General features: G+C 62.6%; 24 protein-coding genes. 12 read left to right on the top strand and 12 right to left on the bottom strand.

The features are described 5' to 3' along the window. The first annotated feature begins 218 nt into the window (after nt 1–218). Complete coding sequence (locus tag GC148_RS04710; protein WP_366063130.1) at nt 219–758, top strand: hypothetical protein; 540 nt, start codon at nt 219–221, stop codon at nt 756–758. A 349-nt stretch (nt 759–1,107) separates the two neighbouring features. Here GC148_RS04710 and GC148_RS04705 read toward each other — a convergent pair whose 3' ends face one another. Next, nucleotides 1,108–2,670 carry a DUF4331 domain-containing protein gene (locus tag GC148_RS04705; RefSeq protein WP_366063132.1) on the bottom strand — a complete coding sequence of 521 codons (1,563 nt, stop codon included), beginning with the start codon at nt 2,668–2,670 and terminating at the stop codon, nt 1,108–1,110. A 248-nt stretch (nt 2,671–2,918) separates the two neighbouring features. Here GC148_RS04705 and GC148_RS04700 point away from each other — a divergent pair, with 248 nt between their 5' ends. The 3 genes from GC148_RS04700 (at nt 2,919) to GC148_RS04690 (ending at nt 5,273) form a co-directional block, all read left to right on the top strand. After that, complete coding sequence (locus tag GC148_RS04700; RefSeq protein ID WP_291069141.1) at nt 2,919–3,500, top strand: sigma-70 family RNA polymerase sigma factor; 582 nt, start codon at nt 2,919–2,921, stop codon at nt 3,498–3,500. A gap of 125 nt (nt 3,501–3,625) precedes the next feature. Beyond that, on the top strand, nt 3,626–4,453 hold the full coding sequence (locus tag GC148_RS04695; protein WP_291069139.1) for a DUF4198 domain-containing protein: 828 nt from the start codon (nt 3,626–3,628) through the stop codon (nt 4,451–4,453). Nucleotides 4,454–4,526: 73 nt separating this feature from the next. Beyond that, nucleotides 4,527–5,273, top strand: coding sequence for an anti-sigma factor (locus GC148_RS04690; protein ID WP_291069138.1), 747 nt, complete (start codon nt 4,527–4,529; stop codon nt 5,271–5,273). Here the strand turns inward: GC148_RS04690 and GC148_RS04685 are convergent. The 4 genes from GC148_RS04685 to GC148_RS04670 all read right to left on the bottom strand — a co-directional run bounded on the left by GC148_RS04685 (nt 5,270) and on the right by GC148_RS04670 (nt 8,818). After that, nucleotides 5,270–5,839, bottom strand: coding sequence for a HipA domain-containing protein (locus GC148_RS04685; protein ID WP_291069136.1), 570 nt, complete (start codon nt 5,837–5,839; stop codon nt 5,270–5,272). The genes GC148_RS04690 and GC148_RS04685 overlap by 4 nt on opposite strands. Before the next feature lie 84 nt (nt 5,840–5,923). Continuing rightward, nucleotides 5,924–7,243: a type II toxin-antitoxin system HipA family toxin gene (locus GC148_RS04680; RefSeq protein WP_291069135.1), complete on the bottom strand. Its 1,320-nt coding sequence runs from the start codon at nt 7,241–7,243 to the stop codon at nt 5,924–5,926. Next, nucleotides 7,240–7,527: a helix-turn-helix transcriptional regulator gene (locus GC148_RS04675; protein ID WP_291069134.1), complete on the bottom strand. Its 288-nt coding sequence runs from the start codon at nt 7,525–7,527 to the stop codon at nt 7,240–7,242. Before GC148_RS04675 ends, GC148_RS04680 begins: the two co-directional genes overlap by 4 nt. A 229-nt stretch (nt 7,528–7,756) precedes the next feature. Beyond that, on the bottom strand, nt 7,757–8,818 hold the full coding sequence (locus GC148_RS04670; RefSeq protein ID WP_291069133.1) for a site-specific integrase: 1,062 nt from the start codon (nt 8,816–8,818) through the stop codon (nt 7,757–7,759). A 111-nt stretch (nt 8,819–8,929) separates the two neighbouring features. On the opposite strand from GC148_RS04670, the gene dusA reads away from it, so the two are divergent. The 3 genes from dusA to GC148_RS04655 all read left to right on the top strand — a co-directional run bounded on the left by dusA (nt 8,930) and on the right by GC148_RS04655 (nt 13,399). After that, complete coding sequence (dusA, locus tag GC148_RS04665; protein WP_291069131.1) at nt 8,930–9,919, top strand: tRNA dihydrouridine(20/20a) synthase DusA; 990 nt, start codon at nt 8,930–8,932, stop codon at nt 9,917–9,919. 259 nt (nt 9,920–10,178) lie between these two features. Then, nucleotides 10,179–11,669, top strand: coding sequence for an ATP-binding protein (locus tag GC148_RS04660; protein ID WP_291069129.1), 1,491 nt, complete (start codon nt 10,179–10,181; stop codon nt 11,667–11,669). Continuing rightward, complete coding sequence (locus tag GC148_RS04655; protein ID WP_291069127.1) at nt 11,666–13,399, top strand: MFS transporter; 1,734 nt, start codon at nt 11,666–11,668, stop codon at nt 13,397–13,399. The genes GC148_RS04660 and GC148_RS04655 overlap by 4 nt, the downstream gene beginning before the upstream one ends. Nucleotides 13,400–13,405: 6 nt before the next feature. On the opposite strand, the gene GC148_RS04650 is transcribed toward GC148_RS04655, so the two are convergent. Next, nucleotides 13,406–15,682, bottom strand: a complete 2,277-nt coding sequence (locus GC148_RS04650; RefSeq protein ID WP_291069125.1) for an NADP-dependent malic enzyme — start codon at nt 15,680–15,682, stop codon at nt 13,406–13,408. A gap of 134 nt (nt 15,683–15,816) precedes the next feature. On the opposite strand from GC148_RS04650, the gene mutS reads away from it, so the two are divergent. Further along, on the top strand, nt 15,817–18,516 hold the full coding sequence (gene mutS, locus GC148_RS04645) for a DNA mismatch repair protein MutS (protein ID WP_291069124.1): 2,700 nt from the start codon (nt 15,817–15,819) through the stop codon (nt 18,514–18,516). Nucleotides 18,517–18,525: 9 nt separating this feature from the next. Here mutS and GC148_RS04640 read toward each other — a convergent pair whose 3' ends face one another. Both GC148_RS04640 and GC148_RS04635 read right to left on the bottom strand, forming a co-directional pair. Next, on the bottom strand, nt 18,526–18,933 hold the full coding sequence (locus GC148_RS04640) for a helix-turn-helix transcriptional regulator (RefSeq protein ID WP_291069122.1): 408 nt from the start codon (nt 18,931–18,933) through the stop codon (nt 18,526–18,528). A 103-nt stretch (nt 18,934–19,036) separates the two neighbouring features. Continuing rightward, nucleotides 19,037–19,723, bottom strand: a complete 687-nt coding sequence (locus GC148_RS04635; RefSeq protein WP_291069120.1) for a VOC family protein — start codon at nt 19,721–19,723, stop codon at nt 19,037–19,039. Nucleotides 19,724–19,819: 96 nt separating this feature from the next. Between GC148_RS04635 and GC148_RS04630 the strand changes: the two genes are divergently transcribed. After that, the gene (locus tag GC148_RS04630; RefSeq protein WP_291069118.1) at nt 19,820–20,989 is read left to right on the top strand and encodes an alpha/beta hydrolase; all 1,170 of its coding nucleotides are present in this window, start codon (nt 19,820–19,822) and stop codon (nt 20,987–20,989) included. 3 nt (nt 20,990–20,992) lie between these two features. On the opposite strand, the gene GC148_RS04625 is transcribed toward GC148_RS04630, so the two are convergent. Genes GC148_RS04625 through GC148_RS04615 form a run of 3 tightly spaced genes read right to left on the bottom strand, consistent with a single transcriptional unit; the run spans nt 20,993 to nt 23,080 of the window. Then, a complete protein-coding gene (locus GC148_RS04625) occupies nt 20,993–21,352 on the bottom strand; it encodes a hypothetical protein (RefSeq protein ID WP_291069116.1) in 360 nt (119 codons plus the stop codon). A 21-nt stretch (nt 21,353–21,373) separates the two neighbouring features. Next, complete coding sequence (gshB, locus tag GC148_RS04620) at nt 21,374–22,330, bottom strand: glutathione synthase (RefSeq protein ID WP_291069114.1); 957 nt, start codon at nt 22,328–22,330, stop codon at nt 21,374–21,376. A 39-nt stretch (nt 22,331–22,369) separates the two neighbouring features. Continuing rightward, a complete protein-coding gene (locus GC148_RS04615) occupies nt 22,370–23,080 on the bottom strand; it encodes a BON domain-containing protein (protein WP_291069113.1) in 711 nt (236 codons plus the stop codon). A 94-nt stretch (nt 23,081–23,174) separates the two neighbouring features. On the opposite strand from GC148_RS04615, the gene rsfS reads away from it, so the two are divergent. From rsfS to GC148_RS04600, 3 genes are all read left to right on the top strand, one after another. Then, complete coding sequence (rsfS, locus tag GC148_RS04610) at nt 23,175–23,672, top strand: ribosome silencing factor (protein WP_366063120.1); 498 nt, start codon at nt 23,175–23,177, stop codon at nt 23,670–23,672. A 4-nt stretch (nt 23,673–23,676) separates the two neighbouring features. Next, nucleotides 23,677–24,141 (top strand): 23S rRNA (pseudouridine(1915)-N(3))-methyltransferase RlmH, encoded by a 465-nt coding sequence (locus tag GC148_RS04605; RefSeq protein ID WP_291069111.1) that lies wholly within the window; start codon nt 23,677–23,679, stop codon nt 24,139–24,141. Nucleotides 24,142–24,362: 221 nt separating this feature from the next. Further along, nucleotides 24,363–25,655: a TAXI family TRAP transporter solute-binding subunit gene (locus GC148_RS04600; RefSeq protein WP_291069109.1), complete on the top strand. Its 1,293-nt coding sequence runs from the start codon at nt 24,363–24,365 to the stop codon at nt 25,653–25,655. Here GC148_RS04600 and GC148_RS04595 read toward each other — a convergent pair. Further along, the gene (locus GC148_RS04595; protein WP_291069107.1) at nt 25,652–26,401 is read right to left on the bottom strand and encodes a LytTR family DNA-binding domain-containing protein; all 750 of its coding nucleotides are present in this window, start codon (nt 26,399–26,401) and stop codon (nt 25,652–25,654) included. The two genes, GC148_RS04600 and GC148_RS04595, sit on opposite strands and share 4 nt — an antisense overlap. Nucleotides 26,402–26,535: the final 134 nt, after the last annotated feature.

The following is a 26,535-nucleotide window of genomic DNA, read 5'->3' as shown; positions in this document are numbered from 1 at the left end:
CCGCGCAATCGTATCCACGCCCTTCAACTCCAGCTCCATCCGCTACCAAAACGCGGATGGTCAAACACTCCAAACGGGGGGTCAAAGTTGGACGCCGATAACCCCGTCTAAGGGGTCAAACTTGCACGCCGAAACACAGTCCGGAAACGGATCACTATGGCGAAGACTGGTTTGGACGGACGCAGGACCAGATAGAACTCGCATCCGGCGAATTTTCAGTGTCGATCCGGGATGCACAATCCAGGTACAACCTGAACCGGCTGACAGGCGGTCTTGCGGATATCACGACGTTCAACCGCATAGTCGAAAACGCTGGCCTCAAACCCGATGTAAGCAAACGCATCCAGGCGGGCATCCTGCTGGCTGGCTCGCTTGAAAGCGTTGATGAAATGTCCGCCTTCGGCGTGACGGTCGCGGAGATTGAGGCCTTGTCAGGACTTGTAACAGTCTTGCCAGGCGACGCGAGCGTCAACCTGAATACCGCCGAGCCGCGGCTCGTTCGCGCCTTGATATCCAATCCCGCAGCGGCATCGCGGTTTCTTGCGCTGCGGGAACAGGACGGGATGATCAGCTCCGCTACGCTCGGCCAGATCGGCATTGTTGCGCCGATTGGTACGGGCGTCCGAACAGACTATCTTGAAGTTCAGGTGGACGTGACAGTCGGCGGCGCTCATGTAAGCTTGGCGAGCCTGATCACGCGTTCGCCGAAGGGCGTGAAATCGACTGCAGATGTTATTCGCCGCCAGTTCGGAAACTAATAGGCGGCGGGTCATATTGGACCCGCCGCCATAAAGCAGAGGACGGGGTGCCCGCGTTACATCGGATCAGGCACGTCGATCGGATCTCCTGCAAGGTTGAGGGGGACGAGATCACTCGCCGCCGCGTCAGCAGGATCTGAATTGAGTGCCTGAGCGAACTTCATGGCAAAGCCTATGCCAAGTTGACCAGGAAAGGGAGTTTGTCCCGGCGGCGGCGGCGGCGGTGGAGGAGGCAGCGGAGACGCTCCACTCCCGGATCCGCCACATCCAGCAAGAAGTACTGTTGCGGCTCCGGCCGCAATCAGCGTCGATACGTCTCTCCATTTTGGCTGTCGCATAAGGGGCATCCTCAGTTGTTTGGTGAACCAGCAATCGGGTCATTCAGGTAGGGAAAGGTGTTCTTCAGCTCTGCCGCAGAGATCGGTGCACCGTCAGTGAACGGCACATTTCCAACCGGAGCATCCGCTGGATCACAAAAGCCCAGATCTGTTGGCGTTCCATTGATGGGGACAGGATAGCAAAGCGCGCCCATGACAACCCGGAGAGCGATATCCACAGTATCATCGCCCGGACGTCGGCCGTTCGGGAACCCGGCAAGATCATCACCCGCTACACCGAACGTGCTCTGTTGGGCACGGGGCGTCGGGTCAATCGCGGTATTCAACCGCATCATTTCGGATCCGGTTACAGTGGCTTGCTGGTTCAGTGTTGGAATGCCCGTAAGAAAGGCTGCCACAAGGTCCTGCCGGGGGAAGTTTGTCGGAGCGAGGTTCGGGATGTTGGCCCCGAGCGTCTGGTTCACGGGAGCGCGGAACAGGAGGTCGAGGATTGCCGGCAGTGTGGGATTGGTAACGTAGTCTGCCAGGGCACTGTCCTGTGTCGGTTCCGCCGCATTAAAAAGATCTTTCTGCGGTAAACCGATCACCAGTTCATTTACCAGGGGTGCCGAGAGGCGTGACTGCTGCACATACGAGCCTCCGTAGAGAGAAGTCTGCTCGTAAGTGGGCGAGGGATCTTCGATTTCGGCTTGCGGCAAACTTGCGGTGGTCCAGGCGCCGATCACGCCGTTTCCTGAACCGGTCAGGCAGTTGATCGGCACTTCAATTGCAAGCGATGTGACATTGGCTTTGCCGACGAGGTCATCATTGGCGCGGTCTTGAGTAATACCGCCGGGAAACCCGCCGCCGTCACCTGCACCAGGGGCACTGTCGCCTTCAATTGGCACAAAGTTCACGAGGTCGAACACCTCACCAAGGTTCACTGCGAACGCCTCGGCGCGCTGACCGGCAAACACCTTGCCATTGGTTGAGCAACCCGGAATGGCGATATTGTAAATGAACTGGTTGGCATAGGCCGGGTAGTTAGCGATCGTCTTGTTGCCGATATTGTCGATCGGTTTGAGGAATGACGTTCCGCCGCCGGACGCATTGGTGACCGCGCCGCGTGTACCGCTGCGTCGATCGCCGCGGATAACCGACAATGTGTAGGCTTCGCGTTCGCCCTGATTGGCATCATTTGGTGCGCTGATCGGACCAGCGGCACGCAACGCTATCGGCAATGTCTTGCCATTGATGTTGAGTGCAATGCCTGTGTCATTGACCAGTGAGTTGTCAAACTTGAACTGGAATGTCACATCTTCGATAGCATCGCCGTTGCTGTCCACGTGTATCTCGTAAATCGCGTCAGGATCCATCGTGAAATAATTGGGGCCGCCATAGGGGTCCTGCAAAGGCTGGTAGTTGGCAATAAACGTAACGAAACCGTCGCGGCCGGGTTCGTAGCTGCGGAACATGTAAAAGTCAGTACCATCGACCTTCGGCTGCTCCGTTGTGCCGGGCGCTTCGCGGTGGCTTGAGGCATAACTCGGAATCGCTGCCAGACAGAATACTGTCACCGCCGCGCCCGAGAACATGAGGGAACGTTTCAGACGCATCTTCATTCTCCAGACTGTCCTGTCCCCCCTCAGCCGCGCACGTCAAAGATGCGCTCAAGCCGGAATGGTCAGGGCTTGCAAGCATGCGGAACAATACCGAATGCATAGGAGTTACGCTCAGCCGGGACCCGGCGGTGCAGACATTCGTGAACATTTGCAAAGATATCTCGCCAAGTTCTGCATCTGATCCGGCCTGGCCTACGTAGAGGTCGTGTTGGGAGAAACGGATGACCAGTCCATACGACCAGGCAAACAAGATTCTGGCGCTGGCGCTTGAGCGCTGCGCAGCTGGAGAATCTTCAGCTTTTTCAGAAATCTACGATGTTACAGCTCCCAAATTCACCGCTATTGTGAAGGACATGGTCGGTTGCGAAGAGGCCGCGCGCGACATTCTTCAGCGCGCCTACCTTTCAATCTGGATGAACGCCCGGAACTATGACCCGGAGAAAGCGAAACCTTTTACATGGATGCTTGTCATCATGCGAAACCGCGCGCTCGATCACCTGAGAGAGCGCAAGCGTAGCAAAGAGCATCAGGAGCTGGATGAAAAAATTGAAGACAAGGATGCAAAGTCACCGGACCAGCAGGCGCGCCTCCAGCAAGCTGCTTCAATGCTCACCGCACAATTATCTGTGCTCCCCGTCCTTACGGCCCAGGCCATCCTGCTTCATGTGACAGAAGGATACTCATGCCACGAAATCGGCGAACGTCTCGGGGCGCCGCCTAACACTGTGAAAAGCTGGATAAGGCGCGGGTTGCAACGCATGCGCGCAGAATTACCGTATCAGACATTTGATGCGGCCCTGTGATAGCGCCCCCAGCCCTTTGTCCTGCACCGACAACTCAATCCCTGCCGTATAAAGAATACACAGTGTCAGGATTAATCAGGAAAGCTGCTTTCATGCATAGGTCTTTTATATCGCTATTCGGCGCCATGGTCCTCGCGTCCACCGCGGCAGCTCACGATTTCTGGTTACAGCCAGATACGTTTACTCCGGAAGGTGGCGCAATACTCGGAGTGACTGCTAAAGTCGGGCATTCGGACGATATAAGCGAGTGGCCCGCAGATCCCGCAAGGATCATTGCGTTTCGTTCGATTGGTGAAAGTGGGATCGAGGACATACAGGCAGCACTTGGCAACCGTCACTCCGAGGGCCGTTTCGACGTCGCTACAGGTGAACCTGGATTCTATGTTCTGGCGATTGAATCCATTCCGTCTGTCAGTGAACTGCCGGCAGAGAAATTCAACACTTACGTCACGGATGAAGGCGTTCGTCCGATCGCCATCCACCGCATGGAAAATGGCCTGACAGAGACAAGCGGCCGCGAGATCTATTCCCGGCGCGCCAAGTCCATCATCCGCGTGGGGGATGCAGGGGCGGCCGGAGATGCGCACTTGCTGCGCCCTATCGGAATGACACTCGAGGTAACACCGCTTGCCAATCCCGCCCTGCTAGAACCGGGCTCAGGCCTGCCCGTCGAGGTCCGTTATCGCGGTAGCCCATTGCCGGGTGCCATGCTTCACGTTGTCAACCTCGATCCTGAGATCGGAGATGTCGACAAGGTCGTCACCGGCGCAGATGGCAGAGCGGTGCTGAGCAATTTGGCAGAAGGGCGGTGGATGCTCCAGACTGTATGGTCTGCTCCGATTTCGGGTGATGTACGCGGCGATTATGACACTATTTTTTCCAGCCTGACTTTTGAGGTTCTGGGCACTGCTGCCGAGGGGGAAAGTGCCGCGATGCCCGGTGTGAATAATTGAACATCGGTCTGTTTTTCGGACTTGTCTTCAAATATGACTGGCATTTGGCAGCGAGCAGGAAAGGACCAACGCGATGCGTCTGACATCGTCAGATCGTGAAGCGCTCGCGATCGCCATGCTGACGGGGCAGGCAACAGATGATGAAGTGCGCCATTTTGAAGCGCTTCACGCCGAGGACGCAAGCTTCCGGTCTCTCGTAGTCGAACTACGGGCCTGGCTCGCGCCCCTTGAATCCAAGACGCAGCCACCAGTTCCACTGGCGGGACTGCGCAGCGATATCCTGGAGGGAATTTCGAGCCTTGCGGATGCTGATCGGGCCAGGCGCGACCGTGGTCGGGGGCGTGTTCACTGGAGCTGGCGGCCCGCTGCTCTTTTGGCGGCGGCGGTCGCCATGGCCGCTATTGTTTATCCGGCTGTAACCACTGCCTACGGTTCGCAACTACAAGACGCTACAGTCTTGAACGCAGGTCAGGATCCAGGATTCGTCGCGGCGCTGTCTGGCAATAGTGATGCTGAGATTATCGTAATCGTCTATGATCCCCGTCAGGGCGAGATACTCGCGCGATACTCCAACGTCTCACCACCCACTGACGGTGTGTGGCAACTCTGGCTGATCCGCGATGGATCGCCAGCGCCCCGCTCGCTCGGATTGTTTTTGCAGGACCCGTCCGTTGACGGACAAGCCGGGCTCACTTTTTCAGAAGATCTCGTTCCCGCCAGTGATCTTTTGGCTATCAGCCTGGAGCCCGTGGGAGGATCCCCCGAAGCCGGTCCGACCGGGCCGGTGCTATTCACCGGAAAAATCGCAGGCCTCAGCTAGGCAACCGTTGTCAGAGGCACCCGTGTGGAGGCGGTGATTTGCACTTCGCCGCTGGCTTCACCGCGTAAGCCGAGCTGGCGCATGGTCATGAACAATTGTTCGTAGGAATAAAGGCCGCTTTCGTAATAGTCGAAATGGGCGAGGGCGCCGAAAGTCTGCACGAACTTCTTTTGCCCGCCCGGTTCGCGGTCAAATCGGCGTGTCATGAAATGGTTGCGGCCATTCTCGCTGAATAGCCTGCTTTCCATCATCTCGATGCCGCACGCTTTTGCCATCAGGTAGTAACTGTATTCGAGAAGTCCGTAACCGGAGGGATCGGCAACGCCCCAGTCTCCGCTGAAGGCCACGCCGTCAAACTTGATCAGCCAGTGTTCGAAGCCCTCGAGCAGGTCGAGCTGCCCGGAGCGGACCTGGCGCGTTTCCGGGTTGAAGGCGATCACGGCCTTGGCGCGCGCGCCGCCTGCCGACGTTACCGCTGGTGTTGAAACGCTCAGGCGAGGTGGACTCCTGCTCGCTGTGAAGATCGACGAAGCGGGCCAGATTTTGCAGGAGCTTTTGCGGGCCATATCTAAACTTGAGCACTGAGGGGACCCTGCAGTGTGGTTCCGGGCTGCCTTTTTTGGAAAGTCGAGTAGGAACGCCTGCAAGACTTATGGAGCCTTCCTAAGCCGGCCTGCGATCCGCAAGGCGTTCTCCTCGATCAAGTTTGCGGCTTCCTCGACATAGCCGGCAGTGCTCCCCGGCATAGTTTTGACTGCTGCCGTTACCATGACACGCCCGGCTACAAACCTGTCCACAAGTTCTTGGACCCGTTTGCGGACATCGGCTGGACGGTAACTGACTGTCGCCGCAATGGCGTCCCAGTGGAGCGCGCTCACATCGCCGGGCTTGCGCTTCTTCCCGGCGATATTCTGCGCGAGATACTGCACGACGCTGGGCCAGGGAAGGACAGTCGACACATCGTAAAGGGGCGCGAGACGCGGGCCGGAACCTACGGGCAGAAGAAGGGAATAGTTCTTCGCATGCGCGTCTGTGTTTGCGACGAGAATATTGAAGATCAGCTGGTCAAGCAGTGACAGAGCATCGGCCGGGGGCAGATGACGGCCAGTGCGGAGCAAAGTTGCCAGATCTGGACCCGGGACAGTGCCGCGCTCATATTTTCTTCCGGGCGGCACGCCATTGGCCTGCGCGAAATCTTCCTGATGGACGCGTTGCAATGTGCCCGTTCGGCTGATGCGCCTGTCATAGCGCAGGACACAGATCGCTTTCCGGCGGCCGGCGGGAAGGATTGTCGTTGCAGCTGCGATGATTCCGATTTCCTGCGCCAGGTGAAGGCAATAGGTCTCGTTCTCGACAATGCCAGGCAGGATCGGATTGTCCGGTTTCAGGATAATGGTGGAGGGTGCGCCATTGCGCGGGATAGCGAGAACATCACCTTCAGCAGGTAGCCTTCGAACGGGGGTAGCGTTCGCGTCCAGAACCGCGAGCGCAGATTTCTTTTGTCCGCCGGCGAGTGAGAGACGAACGCCTTCCTCTCCGACAAGAAATGGACGCCGTTGCAGGTCATCGAAGTGGCGTTCCAGTGCGGCTTCGGGATCGTCGATTCCATAGAAGTCCGTAAGCGGAGTATAAGTCCATGCCGTCCGCTCCGAGGGAACCCCGAAGGAGAGCGCACCCGCCGTATCACCGCCGATCTCGTTCAGGATGGCGAGTGTGTCCGCGCGGGCGAGCCCCAGAGAGCGGGTCAGAATGGAAAGCTGTTCCTCTTCCGGAAGGAGATTGGCAAGCCAGGGGGATATGACTTCGGAAGGGTAGGGGGATGATCTAAGCGGCAGGGTAAGCGACAAAGGGAACGCCCCCTCTGTTGCAAGCCATTCTGGCGTATAGGCAAAGCCGAGCGCGCCATCTTCGCCAACGGCGACCTCACCGACATGCAAGGCGTCAAACCAGACCGGCACGGTTTGGCTCATGTATAGTCTCCGAGATCATAGCCGCCGCGTTTGGTCTCTTGTTTTCGGGTCTCTTCGTCCCGGCCGTCGAGCAGGTAACCGGCTCCGATGCGCAAGGCGTTGGCGATCCGGTAGAGGCTGGTGATACGCAGGTCGCGCTGGCCCGTTTCAATGAGTGACAAGGCCGATGCGCTGATGCCGCTGAGGCGTGCCAGCTCATGCAGGATCAGGCCACGCGCCTCACGGGTCGCACGGATCCTGCCTCCTACTTCGGCAAGTCGCTCATTTTCAGCGTCATTGGTCACACTACACCCGTTTTATTGAATACAGTAAATATAGCCGGTTTTCAGCTTTCGGGCAATGCATTTTACTGAAAACAATAAATTCCAATTCAACGCGGCTAGACCTAAGGCCATTTTATCGTATTCAATAAAATTCATCCCCGAGCGGTCGCCGACGAAGCCTGCGCTGTTTGCAGAAGCAGGTCCGATCCATGGAAGCGAGCATTCACACCGATTGGAACGCTTGGCAGCCTCATCCGCGTTTCCTGTCATTCGCCATACGGACAATAGAGTCCGGAGAGAGATGTGTGTATCGCTTCAGCATCTTCCAGTCCTTGTGGCCGGTGACGAGGGCGACCTGCTCGATCTGTAGACCGGCTTCGAAAAGCCGGCTTGTGCCCTCGTGACGTAAATCATGAAAGTGCAGGTCTTCTATCCCGAGTTGCTGGCATGCGCGACGAAAGGCGGCGCCAATCGAGCGTCCATCATAGGGAAAGATCCTTCCTTTTGTCGGACGCGCCGCGCGCTGCTCCAGCAAGAGTGCCCAGGCGTCGTATCCTGTCAGATCGACCAGCGGCACGCGCTGATCATTGCCGAGCTTGTTGCGCGGGTCCTTCCGGTCACGGACGGTCACAGTCCGCCGGCGTTCATCGACGTCTGGCCATTCGATGGAACAGATTTCCGATTGCCGCATGGCGGTTGCCACGGCGAATTTCACGATCCGGTGCATCGGCGAAATCTGGCGACTATTTGACTCAAAGTAGGCAATGAGCCGATCAAGTTCATCCTGCGTAGGTCGACGGTCCCGCTCTTTGCCTTTTCCGACGAGCCCAAGCCGACTGAGGGCCGCTCGGGCGAGGTCAACCTGTTCGACCGGAATGTGCACGCCGTGGACTGCTGCGGCATGGAGCATGATTGTTTTGAGATACGAGATGTCCATCGAGATGGTGACCGGTCCGGCACCCTCGGACCGGCGATCACGGGCAAACTGAATGATGGCCTCGCGGTCTATCTGCTCAATGCGAAGGTGGCCGACATCATCCCGAAGCTTTTCGAGCGAATAGGCTTTTGACCGTCGGACGAGTTTGCCCACCTCAAGCATGTCAGCGATGTGCAGGTCGACGAGATCCGCAACAGTGTTTATATGGTCGGGTCTGGTCTTGGAGACACTTTCTCCACGATCAACACGGCGCTCCATCTTGAGCGCCCATTCTTCGGCGTCGCGTCGCCGTGCGAATGACTGGGAAACGTATCGCCCTTTGCGGCGAACCTGAGTTCGCCAGCTACCCGATGGAAGTTTCACAATGGTCGACATTTCGTGTGCGCTCCGTGTGCACAGACAGCTGCAATCGGGTACAAACGTGTGCAATGTTCCGCATATGTTTGCACACGAATTCCCGTTTAGTTCTCTGTAAGTAGTAGAAAAATGCTACAATATCAAGCACATAGATTTAATGTCGCCCCCATGATGGATTGGACGGACCGGCATTGCCGGGCCTTCCACCGGACGCTGACCAAACGGGCCCTGCTCTGGACCGAGATGGTCACGGCCGATGCCGTGATCCATGGTGACCGGGAGCGCCTCCTGGGGTTCGGTCCCGTCGAACACCCGGTCGTCCTTCAGCTTGGCGGATCGGACCCTAGCAAACTGTCGGAAGCGGCGCGCATAGCGGAAGGGTTCGGCTATGACGAGGTGAACCTCAATTGCGGCTGCCCGTCAGAACGGGTCCAGTCCGGTGCTTTCGGTGCCTGCCTGATGGCGGAGCCGGATCTTGTCGCAGACTGCGTGGCCGCGATGCGTGCTTCGGTCTCCATTCCGGTCTCGGTCAAGAACCGGATTGCCATCGACGATCTGCCGGCCCGTGAGACGCTGTTCACTTTCATCGACAAGGTGGCGGCGGCTGGATGCTCCGCGTTCACCGTACATGCCCGCGCTGCCTGGCTCAAAGGCCTCAGCCCCAAGGAGAACCGCGAGGTTCCGCCTCTGGATTATGGACTTGTGGCCGAGCTGAAATCAGGGCGGCCTGGGCTGACGATCATCCTCAATGGCGGCATTACGACACTCGATCAGTGCTCGGATCACTTGCACACCTTCGACGGCGTCATGCTTGGTCGCGCCGCCTATCAGACCCCTGGCCTCCTGGGCGGGGTGGATGCGCAGCTGTTCGGGGAAGGGGCGCCCGTCGCGGCCGGTGAGGCTGTAGGCGCCTATGAACCCTATATCGCGGCGCGACTTGCCGAAGGCACCAGCCTGCACGCCATGACGCGCCACATGCTCGGGCTCTTCGCCGGCCAGCCCGGTGCGCGCCAGTGGCGCCGCATCCTGTCGGAACAGGCGCCGCGCAAGGGCGCCGGGCTGGACGTGCTGCGCGCCGCCCTCGCGGCGGTGCAAGAAAATTTGCCGGCGGCCGGATAAGTTCGAGATTCGTTGTTTGGTGAGAGTTGACCGGTCTCAACCTTTTGGGACCGGAGCGCACGGGCGAGGATGGTCCAACGGATCACCCAATTGCATTTGACGGCGTCTAGGCGCGGCCGGTCTGCGCCGCGTCCATGTCGCCGAAGCGCTCAGCTACCGTAATAGGCCTCTCGCCAGCACAGCCGCGCCTCTCAGGGATCGGCCTTCGCCCGATCGCGCAGTTAAGGCTCTGCTCAGGCCTTTGCCCTAAATTCGGGGTATGACCGAACCGATCGACACTCCCGCCAACGCTGAATCGCCCGAAAAGGCCTTTCTGGCCACCGCGAGTCACGAAATCCGCACGCCGCTTAACGGGATCCTCGGCACCGTGTCGTTGCTGCTGGAAACCGACCTCTCGCCGGCCCAGCGCGAGTATGCCGAAACGATCCGCTTGTCGGGCGCTCGCCTGCTCGATCTGCTGAACAACGTGCTGGATTATGCGCGCCTTGATGCCTCAGCGGTCGATCTCGAAAAGGAGAGCTATTGCCCGTTGCGCCTCGCGCGTGAGGTGGCGGAACTGCTGGCGCCCCGTGCCCATGCGGCCGGCCTCGATCTGGCCGTCCGCGCCGTGGGCTGGCCGGTTCCGATCTACGAAGGTGATGCCGGGCGCCTGCGCCAGATCCTCTTCAACCTGGTCGGCAACGCGCTCAAATTCACGGCCTCGGGCGCCGTCCTGGTGGATGTCGAGCCGCGCGAAGACGGCCTCGCCTTCTACGTGCGCGACACCGGCCCCGGCATTGCGCCGTCCGATCAGGTGCGCTTGTTCGAAGCCTTCCGCCAGTCAGCGGCGGGCGATGCCTATCGCGACGGCGGCGTTGGTCTGGGGCTTGCCATCGTCAAGCGCCTCGCCGATCTGCTCGGCGGCCGCGTATCGGTTGCCTCGCGCCTCGGGGAAGGGGCAACCTTCTCTGTCGAGGTGCCCCTGCGCCGCACCGATGCGCCGCCCGCGCACGACCTGCCGCGCCTCGGCGGCCGTGTCGGCCTGGCCGGTCTCCCGCCCGCGACCACGCTCGCGCTCGCCCGCATCCTTTCCGCGATCAATACCGTGCCTGTTCAGATTGACCTGTCTTCCGGCGCCGTGCCCCCCGAAACAGACGTGTTGCTGGTCGGTGCAGACCTGCCCGAAGCCATGGTCGCCGCGCTTGCGCGCCAGGCGCCCGCGCTTGTGGTGCTGCGTCCGGAAGACCGCGGCGCCATCGGTCGGTTCCGCGAGCTCGGCTGCCGTGGATGGCTCGTGCGACCGCTGCGCCTGTCGTCTCTGGTCGAGCGCATCATGCTTGCGCGGAGCGGACGCCTCCTTGCCGACGAGCCCGAAACCTCCGGCGAAGGCGGCCGGGTGCTGATCGCGGATGACAATCCCATAAACGCGCTGATTGCACGTCGCGCCTTGGAAACGTCCGGATTTGCGGTCACTGTAGCGGCCACAGGCAGCGAAGCGCTCGACGCTGCGAAACGCATGGAGCCCGTACTCGTGCTGATGGATTTGAGGATGCCCATCATGGATGGGTTCGAGGCGATGCGGCGCTTACGCGCTGACGGCTTTGCCGCGCCGATCATCGCGGTTTCGGCCGAGATAACACCGGACATCGAACGCCGCGCGCGCGAGTGCGGCGCCAGCGGTGTAGCCGCCAAACCGCTCGATGCCGAAGCCTTGCGCGCGCTTGCCCGTCAGTGGACGGCAGGTGACGGCCGCATGTCGGGCGCTGCATGACCACCGCCCCGGTCGCCGCTGTGACGGACAAGGCGCCGCCCCGGTTCATCCGGGCCCTGAAGGCCATGCGCGACCGGCGGATGGCAGCGATGTTCCTGCTCGCCCTCGCGGCGGGCCTGCCTTACGGGGCGGTGCTGGGCACGCTGAATGCCTGGCTCACCACCGAAGGCGTCACCCCCTCGACTATCGGTGTGCTGTCGATCGTCACGATCGGCTACGCGTTCAAGTTCCTCTGGTCGCCGGCCTTCCAGACCGCGCACCATCCGTTCCCGTTCCTCGGTCCCCGTCGCACCTGGCTGTTCAGCCTGCAGCTGCCGATTGCGGGCCTTCTCTTCCTGCTCGCCTTCTCCAATCCCGGCGAGCATATCGGACTCGTTGCCGTCATTGCGCTGCTCGCAGCGCTCTTCTCCGCCACGCATGACATCGTGCTCGATGCCTGGCGCATCGAGGTCGCCCGGTCTGATGAAGACAAGGACCTGATGGCCGCGCTCTACCAGTTCGGCTACCGCATCGCTGGCTTCGTCACGGGCTTCCTCGCTTTGCTGCTGGCTGAATATTTCGGCTGGGTTGTCGTTTATGTGATGATCGCCGCGATGATGGTGCTCTCGATTTCCGGCACCTTGCTGGCGCCCGAGCCGGAAGTCGAAACCGGACCCGGCACCGCGCGTCTCACCTTCCAGGCCGGCCTGCCGGAGCGCGAGCGCACCTTCGCCACGCTGCTCGTCGCCGGCGGATGGATCGCGGCCTTCCTGATGATCGCAAACTTCGTGATCGCCTCGTTCACCCAGGTCCCGCCCCCGAAAGGCGGCCTCTTCGTTGCGGAGCAGGGACCCTGGATCGTAGGCCTTACGGTCCTGTTGCCGGCCGCCGGCGCGCTGATCCTGTTGATGCGGCATGGGCGGATCCCGGCAGAGATTGTCGTCGGGCCGAGTGATGAGCCCGCCCTTCCGCGCACCATCCGTGCCGTCTTCCGTTCCATCTTCGATCCGCTGATGGACCTGATCGCCCGCCTCGGCTGGGGCGCACTGCTCGTGCTCCTTCTGGCCCTCACCTACCGTTTCACAGACTCCGTCTGGGGCTCTTTTGCCTATCCCTTCTATCTGGACGACCGTTTCGGGGCGCTGCACCACACGATGGCGGATGTCGCCGTCGCCTCGAAATTCTTCGGTGTGCTGATGACCGTGGCGGGCGCCGCGCTGGGCGCTGTCGTGATCAGTTTCATCGGCCGCATGCCGGTGCTTGTAGCGGGGGCCGTACTTGCCGCCGCCACGAACCTCCTGTTCGCAGACCTGTCGAGAGGCGGCGCGGGGATCGACGCGTTCCTCGAATGGACCCACATTGCCGAACCCTTGCGCCTGTTTGCAGGCTGGGCCGCCCAGATCTCACCCGACGCGCAAGGCGCTGATGCCGGTGATCGAATGGCACGCCTGATGATTGCCATCGCGGGAGAAAACCTCGCAGGCGGCTTCGCCAGCGTGGCGGTTGTCGCGTTCCTGACGTCGGTCGTGAATCCGCGCTTCGCCGCAGTCCAGTATGCGCTGCTGGCATCGCTGACCATGCTGATCGGCACGCTCGGCCGCCCCTGGCTTGGTGCCATGATCGAAAGCCAGGGCTATTACGCGGTGTTCATTCTCACGTTCTGGCTCGGCGGCATTGCCGTGGCATTGTCCGGGATTGAATGGATCCGGCAGGCGCGCCTGCCCAAGGTGGAGCAGGCGCCCGCCGTCTGACGCGCGTCAGCTGGAATGCACCATGTCGATGTCGAACGCCGCCAGCGCGGCAAGGTCGACGATGTCGCCGACCGTTGCGCCGAGCGAGGCGATCTGCACCGGCTTCTCGAGACCGAGCAGCATCGGCCCGATGATTGTTGACCGGCTCATCTGCTCAAGCAGGTTTGTTGCGATCGAAGCCGAATGGATAGCCGGCATCACGAGGATGTTGGCCGGGCCCGTCAGGCGCGAGAACGGGTAGAGCAGTTTGTGGTTCGGGTTGAGCGCCACATCCGCATTCATGTCGCCTTCGTATTCGAAGTCGATGTCTTTCATCCGGTCGAGGATGCCCACGGCCTCGCGCACCTTGTCGCCGCGTTCCCCCATCGGATTGCCGAAGGTGGAGTAGGACAGGAACGCCACGCGCGGCGAGAAGCCGACACTGCGGACTGCGCGGACGGCTTCGAGCGCGATATTGGCCAGCGTCTGACCGTCCGGCAATTCGTTGACGCTCGTATCTGCAATAAAGATCGTCTTGCCCATGTTGATCACCATCGACATGCCGATCACGGCCTGTCCGGGAATCGGGTCGAGCACGAGCATCGCGTCCTTGAGGGCCGCATCGTAATTGCGCGTCACGCCGGTCACCATGCCGTCGGCATCGCCATTCTTCAGCATGCAGCAGCCGAACACGTTCCGGTCCTGGTTCACCAGGCGCTGCGCGTCGCGCTTCAGATAGCCTTTGCGCTGCAGGCGCGCGTATAGCATGTCCACATAGACCGGATTGTTGTCCGACAGGCGCGCATTGATGATGTCGAGTGCGCCGGCCGGCACACCCATCTGTTCCATCATGGCTTCAACCTGCGCTTCGCGGCCGATCAGGATCGGATGGCCGAGACCCTGGTTCTTGAAGCTCCAGGCCGCGCGCACGACGGCGGGCTCTTCGCCTTCCGCAAATACGATGCGCCGCCGCACGTCGCGGCAGCGCGCCTGCACGCCCTGCAGGAAGGCGGCGGACGGATCGGCGCGGCGCACGAGGCTGCGGCGGTAGGCGTCCATGTCGGCAATCGGCTTGCGGGCAACGCCGCTGTCCATGGCCGCTTGCGCCACCAGCGGCGGCACGAAGCTGATCAGGCGCGGATCGAACGGTGTAGGGATAATATAGTCGCGGCCGAAGGTCGGGCGTGCGCCATGATAGGCAGCGGCCACTTCATCCGGCACGTCTTCGCGGGCGAGCTCGGCGAGGGCCTGCGCGGCGGCGACTTTCATTTCCTCGTTGATACTCCGGGCACGTACATCGAGCGCGCCGCGGAAGATGTACGGGAAACCGAGAACGTTGTTGACCTGGTTGGGGTAATCCGAGCGGCCGGTCGCGATGATGGCGTCGTTGCGGACAGACTTGATGTCTTCCGGGGTGATTTCCGGATCGGGGTTGGCCATTGCGAAGATGATCGGGTTCTTCGCCATCGACTTGACCATGTCCTTGGTCACCGCGCCCTTGACCGACAGGCCCAGGAACACATCGGCGCCGTCCATGGCTTCGGCCAGCGTGCGTTTCTTGGTCTTCACAGCGAAGGCGGACTTGAACTGGTCCATCTTCTCGGTGCGGCCTTCATAAACCACGCCTGCCGTATCGCACATCAGGATGTTTTCGCCCTTCACGCCCAGGTGGCGGATCAGGCCGGCAACGGATAGGCCCGCGGCGCCCGCGCCGGAAATCGCAACCTTCACGTCCGACATCTTGCGACCGGTGATATGACACGCATTGATCAGGCCGGCCGCCGCGATGATTGCGGTGCCATGCTGGTCATCGTGGAACACCGGAATGTCGAGTTCCTCGCGCAGGCGGCTTTCGATGATGAAGCAATCCGGCGCCGAGATATCTTCGAGGTTGATGCCGCCCCAGGTCGCGCCGATGTTGCGCACCGTGCGGATGAAGTCTTCCGCGTCGCGCGTGTTCACTTCAACGTCGAAGCTGTCGATGTCGGCAAAACGCTTGAACAGAACGGCCTTGCCTTCCATCACCGGCTTGGACGCCATCGGGCCGAGATTGCCGAGACCCAGGATGGCCGTGCCGTTCGAGATCACCGCGACGAGGTTGCCCTTGGACGTGTAGTCATAGGCAAGGTCTTCATTCTCCGCGATGGCCAGAACCGGAATGGCAACGCCCGGGCTGTAGGCCAGCGACAGGTCGCGCTGCGTTCCCATGGGCTTGGTCGGATTCATCGAAATCTTGCCCGCGGTGGGCTGCGAGTGGAAATCGAGGGCTTCCTGGTCGGTAATGCTCGGACGCTGCGTAGTCATATGGGCTCTGTTTCGTTTCGGCGGGGACAGGCACCCGTCTAGGCCGCTGCGATGCGCCTGCCAACAGTCAAATCCGCACATGTGCTGGCGGGCGGCTTTGCGAATCCCTCCGTCAAAGGCTAGCGTGCCGCGCCATGCCGGATACCGCCCCCAAATCCCCGCCCGTCAGACAGGCCGCCAGTGAACCCACGCCGTTCATGGCACAATACCTGTCAATAAAGACGGCCAATCCGGATGCCCTCCTGTTCTTTCGTATGGGCGATTTCTACGAACTGTTCTTCGAGGATGCCGTGACGGCCGCCCGCGTTCTCGACATTACGCTCACCTCGCGCGGCGAGCATGACGGCGCGCCGATCCCGATGGCGGGCGTGCCTTACCATGCGGCTGAGGGCTATCTGGCGCGCCTGATCAAGGCCGGCTGCCGGGTGGCTGTGTGCGAGCAGGTCGAAAGCCCGGCCGAGGCGAAGAAGCGTGGGTCCAAGTCCATCGTGCGGCGCGAAATCGTCCGTATCGTCACGCCCGGGACGCTGACCGAGGAAACGCTCCTGCCCGCCCGCCAGGGCCAGGCGCTGGCCGCGCTGGCCGTCACCGGCCAGAGCGAAGCCGCCCTCGCCGTCTGCGATGTTTCCACCGGCCTGTTCGAACTCACCGCGCTGGATCCCGCCCGCATTGGCGATGCGCTGCTGGCCTGGCCACTGTCCGAGCTGGTCATTTCCGAGGCCGACCGTGATCGTCCGGCGCTCAACGCCTTGAGCGACCTCCTGACGATACCGGTTACCGAGCGCCCGGCCCGCGCGGCGTCCGCCAAGTCGGGCGAAGCGCTGCTCAAGGAAGCCTACAGCGTCGCTGCGCTGGACGGGCTCGGCGAATTCTCGAAAGCGGAACTCGCCGCCGCCGGCCTGCTGCTCGACTATGTCAAGCTCACCCAGGCCGGCATCCCGGCCCGTCTCTCGGTGCCGAAGCGCGCGGAGCAGCGCGGCGCGCTGCTGATCGATCCTGCAACCCGTGCCAGTCTCGAGATCGACCGGTCCTTCACGCGTGGCCGCGACGGAACCCTGCTCGCAGCCATCGACCGTACGGTCACGGCCTCCGGCGCGCGCCTTCTCGCCGCGCGTTTGTCGCGCCCCTCGCGCGACCGCGCCGAAATCGAGGCGCGATACGATGCGGTCAGCTATTTCGCCGGCGAGCGCACGGTCCTGTCGGAAATGCGCGCGGCGCTCAAATCTGCGCCCGATCTAGAGCGCGCCTGCATGCGCCTTGCGCTCGGCCGCGGCGGACCACGTGACCTTCAGGCCCTCGCTCAGGCGCTGGCCGCCGGAAAGCAGGCCGCCGCCAGCCTGCGTGCGTCAGGCGCCGCCTTGCCGCCGCGCCTGTCCGCTGCCGCGCAGACGCTCAGCCTGTCTGACCATGCCGGCCTCGATGCTCTCGCCGCCGATCTTGCCGCTGCGCTATCGGAATCGGCGCCGATGCTCGCCCGCGAGGGCGGGTTCATCGCCGCCGGCTGGGACGCCGCGCTCGACGATGTAAGAAAACTGCGCGACGGCAGCCGCCGGGTGATCGCCGAAATGCAGGGCCGCTACGCGGACATCACCGGCATCAGTGCGCTGAAGATCAAGTTCAACAACGTGCTCGGCTATTTCATCGAGGTGCCGGCCCGCGCGGCCGACCCGATGCTGAAGCCGCCGCTCGCAAACGATTTCATCCACCGCCAGACGATGGCCGGCGCGGTGCGCTTCTCGACCACCGCGCTCGCCGATCTGGCCGGACGTATCAGCCGGGCCGAGGAAGAATCGAAATCGATCGAACTCGCCCTGTTCGACCGGTTCTGTGCGCGAGTGATGTCCGAGGCCGGGCCGCTTGCCGAGGTCGCTGCAGCGCTCGCAGAGGTCGATGTCGCGGCGGGCCAGGCGGTCTGGGCTTCGGAAACCAGCGCGGTGCGACCCGTCCTTGAAGACGCGCCGGTGTTCGAGGCCAAGGGCCTGCGCCACCCGGTCGTCGAAGCCGCCCTTCGCAAGGAAGGGAAGGGCTTCACGGCCAATGATCTCAGCCTCGATGCCGCCGGGCGCTCGGCGCCGCGCTTTCTGCTCGTCACCGGTCCGAACATGGCCGGCAAGTCGACCTATCTCCGCCAATCCGCGCTCGCTGTGATCCTCGCGCAGGCGGGCTGTTTCGTGCCCGCCGTCTCGATGCGCCTCGGCCTTGCCGACCGTGTCTTCTCACGCGTCGGCGCATCCGACGATCTGTCGCGAGGTCGCTCCACTTTCATGGTCGAGATGGTCGAAACCGCTGCAATCCTGAACCAGGCGACGGACCAGAGTTTCGTCATCCTCGATGAAGTCGGACGCGGCACGGCGACGTGGGACGGTCTCGCGATTGCCTGGGCAGCGGTCGAACACCTGCACGAGCAGACGCGCTGCCGCGCCATCTTCGCAACGCACTATCACGAGCTGACGGCGCTTGCTTCCGAACTGCCGGGCGCGGCGAATGCCAGTCTCAAGGCGCGCGAATGGAAGCAGGACCTGATCTTCCTGCACGAAGTCCATCCCGGCCCCGCCGACCGGTCCTACGGTGTACAGGTGGCGCGTCTGGCCGGTCTGCCGCGCAGTGCGGTCGCGCGCGCCGCGCAGATCCTGAAGCAACTGGAAGCTGGTCCGTCGGCGGCGGAAAGCCTGCCGCTGTTTGCCGCGGTGCCGACCGAAGCTGAACCTGAATTGACCCCGGAAGCGGCCGCGGTTCTCGCGCGGCTGGACGCAATCGATCCCGATGCACTCACCCCGCGTGACGCTTTGCAGATGCTTTATGAGTTGAAGGCGCTCGGCAAAGGCGAAGCTTGAGCGGCGCGTTCAGCGCGGGCGGTGCGCCAGCGCGTTCAGGATGTGAACAGCCGCCTGCAGGCTTTCAAGATCGCCGATTTCCTCAACCAGGCGCCGGGCATCGCGTTTAAGGTCATAGGTCTGGACTTCGCGTCCGCGCCCACCTTCGACCGATTCAGCGATCTCGAACGGTTCGTAGAACCAGCCGATCGGCTTGCCGAGAGCAACCGCGATCTCCAACAGGCGACCCGCCGACATGCGGCTATGGCCGGCTTCATATTTCTGGATCTGCTGGAAGGTCACGCCCAGCAGCATGGCCAGGCCTTCCTGGGTCAGGCCCATTTCGCGGCGTCCCTGACGCAGGCGCTGACCCACAAAGCGGTCGGCGTCGGTCGGTTTGCGCGCTTCATGCGCGGGGGATGTCTCGGCTTTCGCCATGGTCGCAGTCTCCGGCGCTGACAATCCGGGCCAGCGGCCTCTTCATGCAACCCTCAGGCCAGATACGACCCTGACGCGAATCCTGCGGTGACGTCGCGCAGGTTCAGGCGGTAACCTTGACCGGCGGCTCGAACTTCGTCGCTTTCAGGATGGCGTCATCGGGCGCCGCGATCATCGCCTTGTACATCGCCTCGGGATAGGCCTGATGCGGTTTGGACGGATCATAGGGCGGTTGTTTGACCGTGCCGCCCTCGCCGGAATAATCGTCCGGATTGGTAAATTCCGCCAGTTCAGCCGGCGTGATGCCCACTCTCTCGACCACGGCAGGGTCGATCCAGGCGCGCGGGTCGATCGGTGCGGTCGAACAGGCAACTTCCAGCGTCAGCTGGTCCGGCCCGGCAAAATAGATCGAGTGGCACATCGCATGGTCGAGCGGGCCGATCACGTTGATGCCCTTGGTGCGGATACGGTCGCGGATCGCCAGCAGGTCGTCCAGCGTATCGACCCGGAAGGCCAGGTGCTGCATCGTTCCCGGTGCGGAAGGTCCGGCGCCCGTGCCCGCATGCGTGATGCCGATCTGGATCGGAATGTCCTTCACCGCTGGCAGCTGCACAACAGAGAAATAGGAATGATCGTCCATGTGCAGGAAGGCGTGCACGCCGCCCGGCACACCGTGCATGTCGAACAGGGCCGAAAGCTGGAAACCCATCACGTCAGAGAAATAGGCGATGTGCTCGCGGATGTCCGCCGCCATGATTGCGATGTGATGGATGCCATTCGCTTTGATCATGGCGCTTTCCTCCCTTGACGTTGCGGCCACATGGACAGGGCCGTTCTCGTCAATAATGTGCACCCCATAATCAAAAGCGACAAGGAGGAACGCTGGGTGAGTGTCGCAAGGGAAATCGTCCGGGAGCCCTATCTCGTGATCCACAAGGATCCGGCGAGCTTCAAGGATGTCTATGGCGGGGCAGGGGACAATGTCGTAGCCGAATGCATGCGGATCTATCCGGCAGGCACCACGGCCGAGAGTGTCGTCATCTTCTCACACCCCATTGGCGGCGGCGCGTTCCTGCCGCTCGTCTCGGCGCTCGCCCGGGGCGGTCAGCATGTGATCTACTGCAACACCCGCTACCGCGGAAACGACACCGCCCTGATCATGGAAAAGTGTGCGGCCGATCTCGGCGCCTGCGTGGACCACGCCCGCAGCAAGCTCGGCTACAAGCGCGTCATCCTCGGCGGCTGGTCCGGCGGCGGCTCGCTGTCCCTGTTCTACCAGGACCAGGCGGAACGCCCCACCATCACGCACACACCTGCCGGCGATCCGTATGACCTGACCAGGAAAGCCATGCCGCCGGCCGATGGTATCATGCTGCTGGCGGCGCATGTCAGCCGGGCGATCACGCTCACCGAATGGATGGATCCGTCGATCACTGACGAAACGAAGCCCTTCGTCCGCGATCCCGCCCTCAACATCTACGATCCTGCCTGTCCGGACCAGCCTCCTTATACGGACGCTTTCGTGACGAAGTTCCGCGCAGCACAGCTGGCCCGCAACCGGCGCATCACCGACTGGGTGAAAGGCACGCTGGAGGAGTTGCGCAAGGCCGGCGACGTCAATGCAGAGCGCGCCTTCACCGTGCACGGAACGATGGCCAATGTGTGCTGGACGGATCCCACGCAGGAGCCGTCCGACCGGCGGCCCTATACCTGCTATCTCGGCGAGCCCCGGATCGCCAATGACGGACCGGTCGGCTTGGCCCGGTTCACCACGCTGCGCTCGTGGCTCTCACAATGGGGTTATGACACGACCAACGCGGACGGGCTCGGCAATGCCTCGCGCATTTCCTGCCCGGTTCTGGTCATCAACAACACGGCTGATCTGGCCTGCACGCCCAGCCATGCCCGGCGCCTGTTCGAGGCGGTCGGGCATGGCCGCAAGGCCTACCAGGACATTCAGGGTGCGGACCACTATTATATCGAACGCCCGGACCTGCTGCCGCAGGCGGTCAAGGCGTGTTCGGATTGGATGCAGGCGGAAGCCCTTTCGGGCTGACCGTTACTTTTTCTCGGGAAGGCGGACGATCTCGTCCTCGTCCGAGGCGGGCTTCTGGTCGAGGACCGAATCCGGCGTCACCTCGATGTCGATGCCGAGATCGCCGACATCCTCGAAACTGGCGCCGGTCGATCCCGGCGCCACGATCAGGCCGCCTGAACTGCTGGTCGACGCTGTTCCCAGGTTGAGCCCGCCGCTCGATGCGGGCGCCTGGCCTATATTGAGGTTGAGCGTGCCCTGGATCTCGGGCTCAGCCGACGCGGTTTCCACGGGCACGGAATCGGACGCCTTGGCGACCGGGTCGGAACAGGCCGTACCCACGGCGGCCATCGAAATCAGGAGCAGGGCAGTGATCGGTTTCATCAGCATTCCTCAAGCATGACGCTATAACCCGCGGGCTGCAAGCTTCCTCTCCACAACGTCCCAGAATTTGACAGTTGCATCAATGCCCGACAGGCGTTTCAGGGCCTGAAGGCCGGTCGGGGAGGTGACGTTCACTTCCGTCAGGCGTCCGCCGATCACGTCAATGCCAGTCAGCACCAACCCCCGGCGCTTCAGTTCGGGCCCGATCCGCTCGCAGATTTTCTTGTCAGAGGCGCTGAGCTCGGTCGCTTCCGCGGTGCCGCCCACCACCAGGTTCGAGCGCACTTGCCCCGCTTTCGGCCTGCGGTTGATCGCCCCCACCGCTTCGCCGTCGATGAGAATGATCCGCTTGTCCCCCTCGGACACGGCCGGAAGGAAGGCCTGCACCATCACGGGTTCGGAATTCTTGCTGAAGAACAGCTCCAGCAGCGAATCCAGGTTCGAATCGTCGGGCGCAATGCGGAAGACGCCGGCGCCGCCATGGCCGTAGAGGGGTTTGACGATGATGTCGCGATGGGTGTCGCGGAAGGCATCGATGGCGGCGCGGCTGCGCGTCACCAGCGTGGGCGGCATTATGTCCGGGAACATCAGCGGGAAAATCTTCTCCGGGCTGGAGCGCACACCGGCCGGATCGTTCAGCACCAGGGTCTCGCCGACCACTTCCTCCAGCAGGTGGCAGGCGGTGATGTAGCCCATGTCGAAGGGCGGATCCTGGCGCATCAGCACGACATCGGTGTCCCGGGCGAGGTCCAGCGTCACAGCTTCCCCGAACAGGCCCGGCGTCTCGCGCACGCGCTGCACCCGGGCCGGACGGGCCCGCGCGGTGACCCTGCCTTCGGTCCAGGCCAGGTCGGCCACGCCATAGACGAAAATCTGGTGCCCACGCGCCTGAGCCGTCTCGGCGAGGGCAAAGGTCGTGTCGCCGTCAATGTTGACCCGCTCCAGCGGGTCCATCTGAATGGCTATTCGCAGTGTCACGCGCTCGGTGCCCCCGTCATTGCGGAAGGCACGCGGAGGTCAGCGGCTTCCTGGTTCGTAATTCGCGCCGGTCAGCTCCGGCATCGGCTCCGTTGTATATGAAGCGTCTGGGGCTTGTTGATAAGTGGCTGGCGGCGGCGGCGCTTCCGTCGTCACGGGCGCAGGGGTGCGATTAACGGCCTCACGCAAGCGCACATAGGAGACAACCTGCTTCACGCCGCCCACGACGCTCGCCTCTTCGGCGGCGCGGCGGAGCTCTTCGGTGCTGCGGGCAATGCCCATCAGGTAGACGACGCCGTCATAGGTCTCGATGTTGTAATTGACGCTCTTGACCTTGCTCGACCCGATCAGGCGGGCGCGCACACGGCCGGTGATGATCTCGTCCGACACGTTGGCCATGAATCCGCCCGGCGGCTCGATCCGGATCTCGTTGGCGACATCGCGCGTGCGTGACGAGCTCCAGGCGATGCCCTCGGCGTAGGTGCGGTCGGCCGGTTCGTTGACGCGGCCGGACAGCAAAACCAGGCCATTCGCGACCTCGACATCGACTTCGGCGAATTTCGCGCCGCTTTCGGTCAGCAGTTTGGCCTTGATCTCGTTCGAGGCGGTCGCGTCGTCGAGCGCCTCGCCCATCGTCTTTTCCTGAACGGAGGTGAGGCCGACCACGCCGGCGGTGCCGAGAACGGCAACCGCGCAGCCTGAAACCGACAACGCAGCGAGTAGGCAGGGAAGCGCAAGCACAGCACGCATGGGTACATTCCTGAGAGTCATGAGGGAGCCCTCCTCATTACAACCTAGATAGGGCGAAATTCGGACATTCTCCAAATGAAACCCTGTATAGAAAGTGAATCAAAGGGGGTTTGGGGCAGGCTGCGCCTTTTTACTGGTTGCAGCTGGCCCGTCGTGTTACCTTATCCCAAGCCAAGAAGAAGGAATCGTCGCCCTGTCATCCGCCAAAAACCGGGTTGAGCCCCCCAAGAATGTCTCGCTCGCAGATATAAGGCTGCTGGCCGAGGCCCTCTCGAAAGTCCTCGAAGACGACAAGGCCGAAGACCTCGCCTTCATAGATCTTCAGGGCAAGTCCTCCCTCGCCGATTTCATGATCATTGCGTCCGGCCGTTCCGGACGGCACGTTTCTGCGCTTGCAGAGCATGTGGCACAGGAGGCCAAACGCCTGACCGGCCGCCCGGCCAGTGTCGAAGGCATGGCGAATGCCGACTGGGTGCTGATCGATACTGGCGACGTGATTGTCCACCTCTTCCGCCCGGAAGTGCGCGAGTTCTACAATCTCGAGAAAATCTGGATGTCGGACCGGTCGAACCACCGGATGAACGCGACCTGATCCCGTGCGCCTGCAGATCGTAGGTGTGGGGCGCCTCAAGGATGGCCCTGAGCGCAGCCTGACCGACGATTATGTCAGCCGCACGTTGCCGTTGGCCCGCCAGCTGGGTTTCCGCGCCTGTGATGAACATGAAGTCGCCAGCGGCGGCGGCCTTGAGGCCGAAGGCGCGCGGCTTCTGGCGCGGATTCCAGACGGCGCGAACTGCCTGCGCCTCGATGAGGCCGGCGAAAACCTCAGCTCCACCGAACTCGCCCACCGGCTGGCGGCCTGGCGCGATGACGGGCTGCGCGACACGGTGTTCCTGATTGGTGGGGCCGAAGGCTTTTCGGCCGATGTCCGCCGAGCGGTCCCGAGGACGCTCGCCTTCGGCGCCCAGACCTGGCCGCACCGGCTCGTGCGCGCCATGCTCGCCGAACAGGTCTACCGCGCGATGACCATCCTCGCTGGAACCCCCTACCACAAAGCCTGACCTGACAGGAAAAAGAGGGGGCTCCAGTATCTGGAGGAGGGGGGAAGACCTGGAGCCCCGAGAAGCACCGCCGACTGCAGTGGCCTCATCTGGCCCTGTTTACGCTCCGCCGCACGCTTGGATCACTTCAGGCGGCGTCATTGTGCGAGGTTGCCGGACAGGGGGCACGCGCTTTAAGGATGACCCCGGGAACGGGCGGATCGTTCGCTGGAGTGGGATCGATGAAAAGCCGGGACATGTGGCGCATTTACGGGCCGGTCATCGCGCTGGCGCTGGCGGGCTTCCTCGTGGCCTTTTTTGTCATGGATCCGGCGCCGCCGAAGACGGTACGGTTCGGCGCCGGCGCGCCGGGCGGGGCCTACCACGTCTATGCCGAGCGCTATCAGCGCCTGTTGGCCGAGCAGGGGGTCAATGTTGAACTCGTCGACACAGCCGGCTCGATCGACAACCTGCGCCTGCTGGAAGAAGACTTCATCGATGTGGCGCTCGTGCAAGGCGGCCTGACCGGGCCAACGGAAAAGGAAGACCTGCGCTCGCTGGGCGGCCTGTTCGAGGAGCCGTTCTGGGTCTTCGTGCGGGGCGGCGTGAAGGCGGCTGATTTCGGCGACCTGAGGTCGCTGCGGGTCACGATCGGCCCGGACGGGTCCGGTACACGGGCGCTGGCGACTGCACTCCAGACCAATTATGGCGGCGACTGGCCTGATACCGCCCGCCTGTCGATGCCGACGGCGGAGGCAATTGCGGCCCTCAAGGCCGGCGACGTGGACGCCGCCGCCTTCGCCGCCTCACCGGACGCCTCCTATGTGCAGACCCTGCTGCACAGCGACGGCGTCTACCTGCTGCCTTTCGACCGGGCCGAAGCGATTGCCCGGCGCGATGACGGCCTTTCAGCGGTCGTCCTGCTGCGCGGCATCACCGACATCGGCGCCGATATCCCGGAACGCGACGTTCCGCTTGTTGCGGCAGTGTCCCAGCTCGTGGTCCGCAAAGATATCCACCCGGCCATTGAGGCAGTCCTGCTTGATGCTGCCAGCGCCATCCATGCCGAGCCGAGCATCTTCTCACCGTCCGGCCGGTTCCCGAACCTGACGAATGCCGACCTGCCGGTCAGCCGCCAGACGACCCGGTTCTACCGCGACGGGCCATCATTCCTGAGACGGTACTTTCCGTTCAGTGTCGCGAACTTCCTGGACCGGGCCTGGGTTCTGGCGATTCCGCTGCTGACGCTGGCCTTCCCGCTCGTGCGGGCGGCCCCACCGATCTATCGTTGGCGCGTGCGGCGACGGATCTACATTTGGTACAAGGACCTGCGTGCGCTGGAAGAAGAAGGCCGCGCGACCCCCGCCGGTGAGGCGCGCACTTCGGTGCTCAGCCGACTGGAACGCCTGCAGGCGGACATCGGCGGGCTCGATGTGCCGCTATCCTATACCGATGACCTCTACAGGCTGCGCAGTCATGTCGAGTTCGTAAAACAGCTGCTCGGCGCATCGCCGAAGCCGGCGACAGTCGCCTAGATCAGGCCGGCCGCCTTCGCCTCGGCCTGATAGGTGCGCGAAACCGGCACTTCCTTGCCCGAGGCCAGCACCAGGAACACCTTGCCGCCGCTGCGTTTCACGTCGCGGATCGCCGCTTTCGACACCCACCAGGACCGGTGTACCTGCAGCCCCCCCGCTGTCTCCAGCTCGCGCAACGCGTCGGCCAGCCGCATCAGGATCAGTTCTTCGCCGAGGCTGGTATGTATCCGCAGATAATGGTCCTCGGAGGAGACCGCGTAGAGGTCCGCCTGCCGGAATTTGAGCGGCAGCCGGGAGAGGAAGGTCTCCACGGGGCCGGCGCCTTCCGGCGCGTCGGTCGGCGGCGGCGCGAGGATCGACCGGTCGGCCATGTAGCCGATTCCGGTCATTGCAATGGAAATGACCAGCACGGGCCCGAACAGCCTCGGCAGATAGCGAAGTGGCAGCGCCCGGCCGTTCAGGCCGAGTTCGATCAGCATCAGCGCGGCCGTGACGCCGATCGCAGCCGAAATCGAGGTGACCGCAAGGATCACCATGAGGTGGCTGCCGGGCCGCAGCCGGTCGAGTAGCGCGCGGGCCGCCTCGGCGGAATAGCTGCCCAACATCACCAGCCCGATCCAGTAGAGCGCGCGCAGCCAGAAATCGGCGCTGCCGGTAGAATTGAAGGGATTGATGAAGGCCAGGAAGAGGCCCGCCGCGCCAAAAACGCCGAACTCCCTGAGACGCCGGGGCCAGTCGAGGGTCATGATGGGGATCAGGCTCCTGCATTTCGCGCTTCGTGAACCGTATTGGCCGCATTTCGCGAAGGATTCCAGCCGCTGCACGTAGATGCGGTGGCGAGCGGGGAAGGGCGCGGCGAAGTTGGCCGGGCCGGACGGGA

The organism is Hyphomonas sp., assembly GCF_016125515.1.
In the GTDB taxonomy this organism is placed as follows: domain Bacteria; phylum Pseudomonadota; class Alphaproteobacteria; order Caulobacterales; family Hyphomonadaceae; genus Hyphomonas.
This window is presented reverse-complemented; position numbering and strand designations above follow the sequence as displayed.

What these genes read in the sequence shown, in the direction of transcription:
- GC148_RS04705 (WP_366063132.1), bottom strand. Translation starts at nt 2,670, where the DNA reads ATGTTCTCGGGCGCGGCGGTGACAGTATTCTGTCTGGCAGCGATTCCG.
- GC148_RS04700 (WP_291069141.1), top strand. Translation starts at nt 2,919, where the DNA reads ATGACCAGTCCATACGACCAGGCAAACAAGATTCTGGCGCTGGCGCTT.
- GC148_RS04695 (WP_291069139.1), top strand. Translation starts at nt 3,626, where the DNA reads ATGGTCCTCGCGTCCACCGCGGCAGCTCACGATTTCTGGTTACAGCCA.
- GC148_RS04690 (WP_291069138.1), top strand. Translation starts at nt 4,527, where the DNA reads ATGCGTCTGACATCGTCAGATCGTGAAGCGCTCGCGATCGCCATGCTG.
- GC148_RS04685 (WP_291069136.1), bottom strand. Translation starts at nt 5,839, where the DNA reads ATGGCCCGCAAAAGCTCCTGCAAAATCTGGCCCGCTTCGTCGATCTTC.
- GC148_RS04680 (WP_291069135.1), bottom strand. Translation starts at nt 7,243, where the DNA reads ATGAGCCAAACCGTGCCGGTCTGGTTTGACGCCTTGCATGTCGGTGAG.
- GC148_RS04670 (WP_291069133.1), bottom strand. Translation starts at nt 8,818, where the DNA reads ATGTCGACCATTGTGAAACTTCCATCGGGTAGCTGGCGAACTCAGGTT.
- dusA (WP_291069131.1), top strand. Translation starts at nt 8,930, where the DNA reads ATGCTACAATATCAAGCACATAGATTTAATGTCGCCCCCATGATGGAT.
- GC148_RS04660 (WP_291069129.1), top strand. Translation starts at nt 10,179, where the DNA reads ATGACCGAACCGATCGACACTCCCGCCAACGCTGAATCGCCCGAAAAG.
- GC148_RS04655 (WP_291069127.1), top strand. Translation starts at nt 11,666, where the DNA reads ATGACCACCGCCCCGGTCGCCGCTGTGACGGACAAGGCGCCGCCCCGG.
- GC148_RS04650 (WP_291069125.1), bottom strand. Translation starts at nt 15,682, where the DNA reads ATGACTACGCAGCGTCCGAGCATTACCGACCAGGAAGCCCTCGATTTC.
- mutS (WP_291069124.1), top strand. Translation starts at nt 15,817, where the DNA reads ATGCCGGATACCGCCCCCAAATCCCCGCCCGTCAGACAGGCCGCCAGT.
- GC148_RS04640 (WP_291069122.1), bottom strand. Translation starts at nt 18,933, where the DNA reads ATGGCGAAAGCCGAGACATCCCCCGCGCATGAAGCGCGCAAACCGACC.
- GC148_RS04635 (WP_291069120.1), bottom strand. Translation starts at nt 19,723, where the DNA reads ATGATCAAAGCGAATGGCATCCATCACATCGCAATCATGGCGGCGGAC.
- GC148_RS04625 (WP_291069116.1), bottom strand. Translation starts at nt 21,352, where the DNA reads ATGAAACCGATCACTGCCCTGCTCCTGATTTCGATGGCCGCCGTGGGT.
- GC148_RS04615 (WP_291069113.1), bottom strand. Translation starts at nt 23,080, where the DNA reads ATGCGTGCTGTGCTTGCGCTTCCCTGCCTACTCGCTGCGTTGTCGGTT.
- GC148_RS04600 (WP_291069109.1), top strand. Translation starts at nt 24,363, where the DNA reads ATGAAAAGCCGGGACATGTGGCGCATTTACGGGCCGGTCATCGCGCTG.
- GC148_RS04595 (WP_291069107.1), bottom strand. Translation starts at nt 26,401, where the DNA reads ATGACCCTCGACTGGCCCCGGCGTCTCAGGGAGTTCGGCGTTTTTGGC.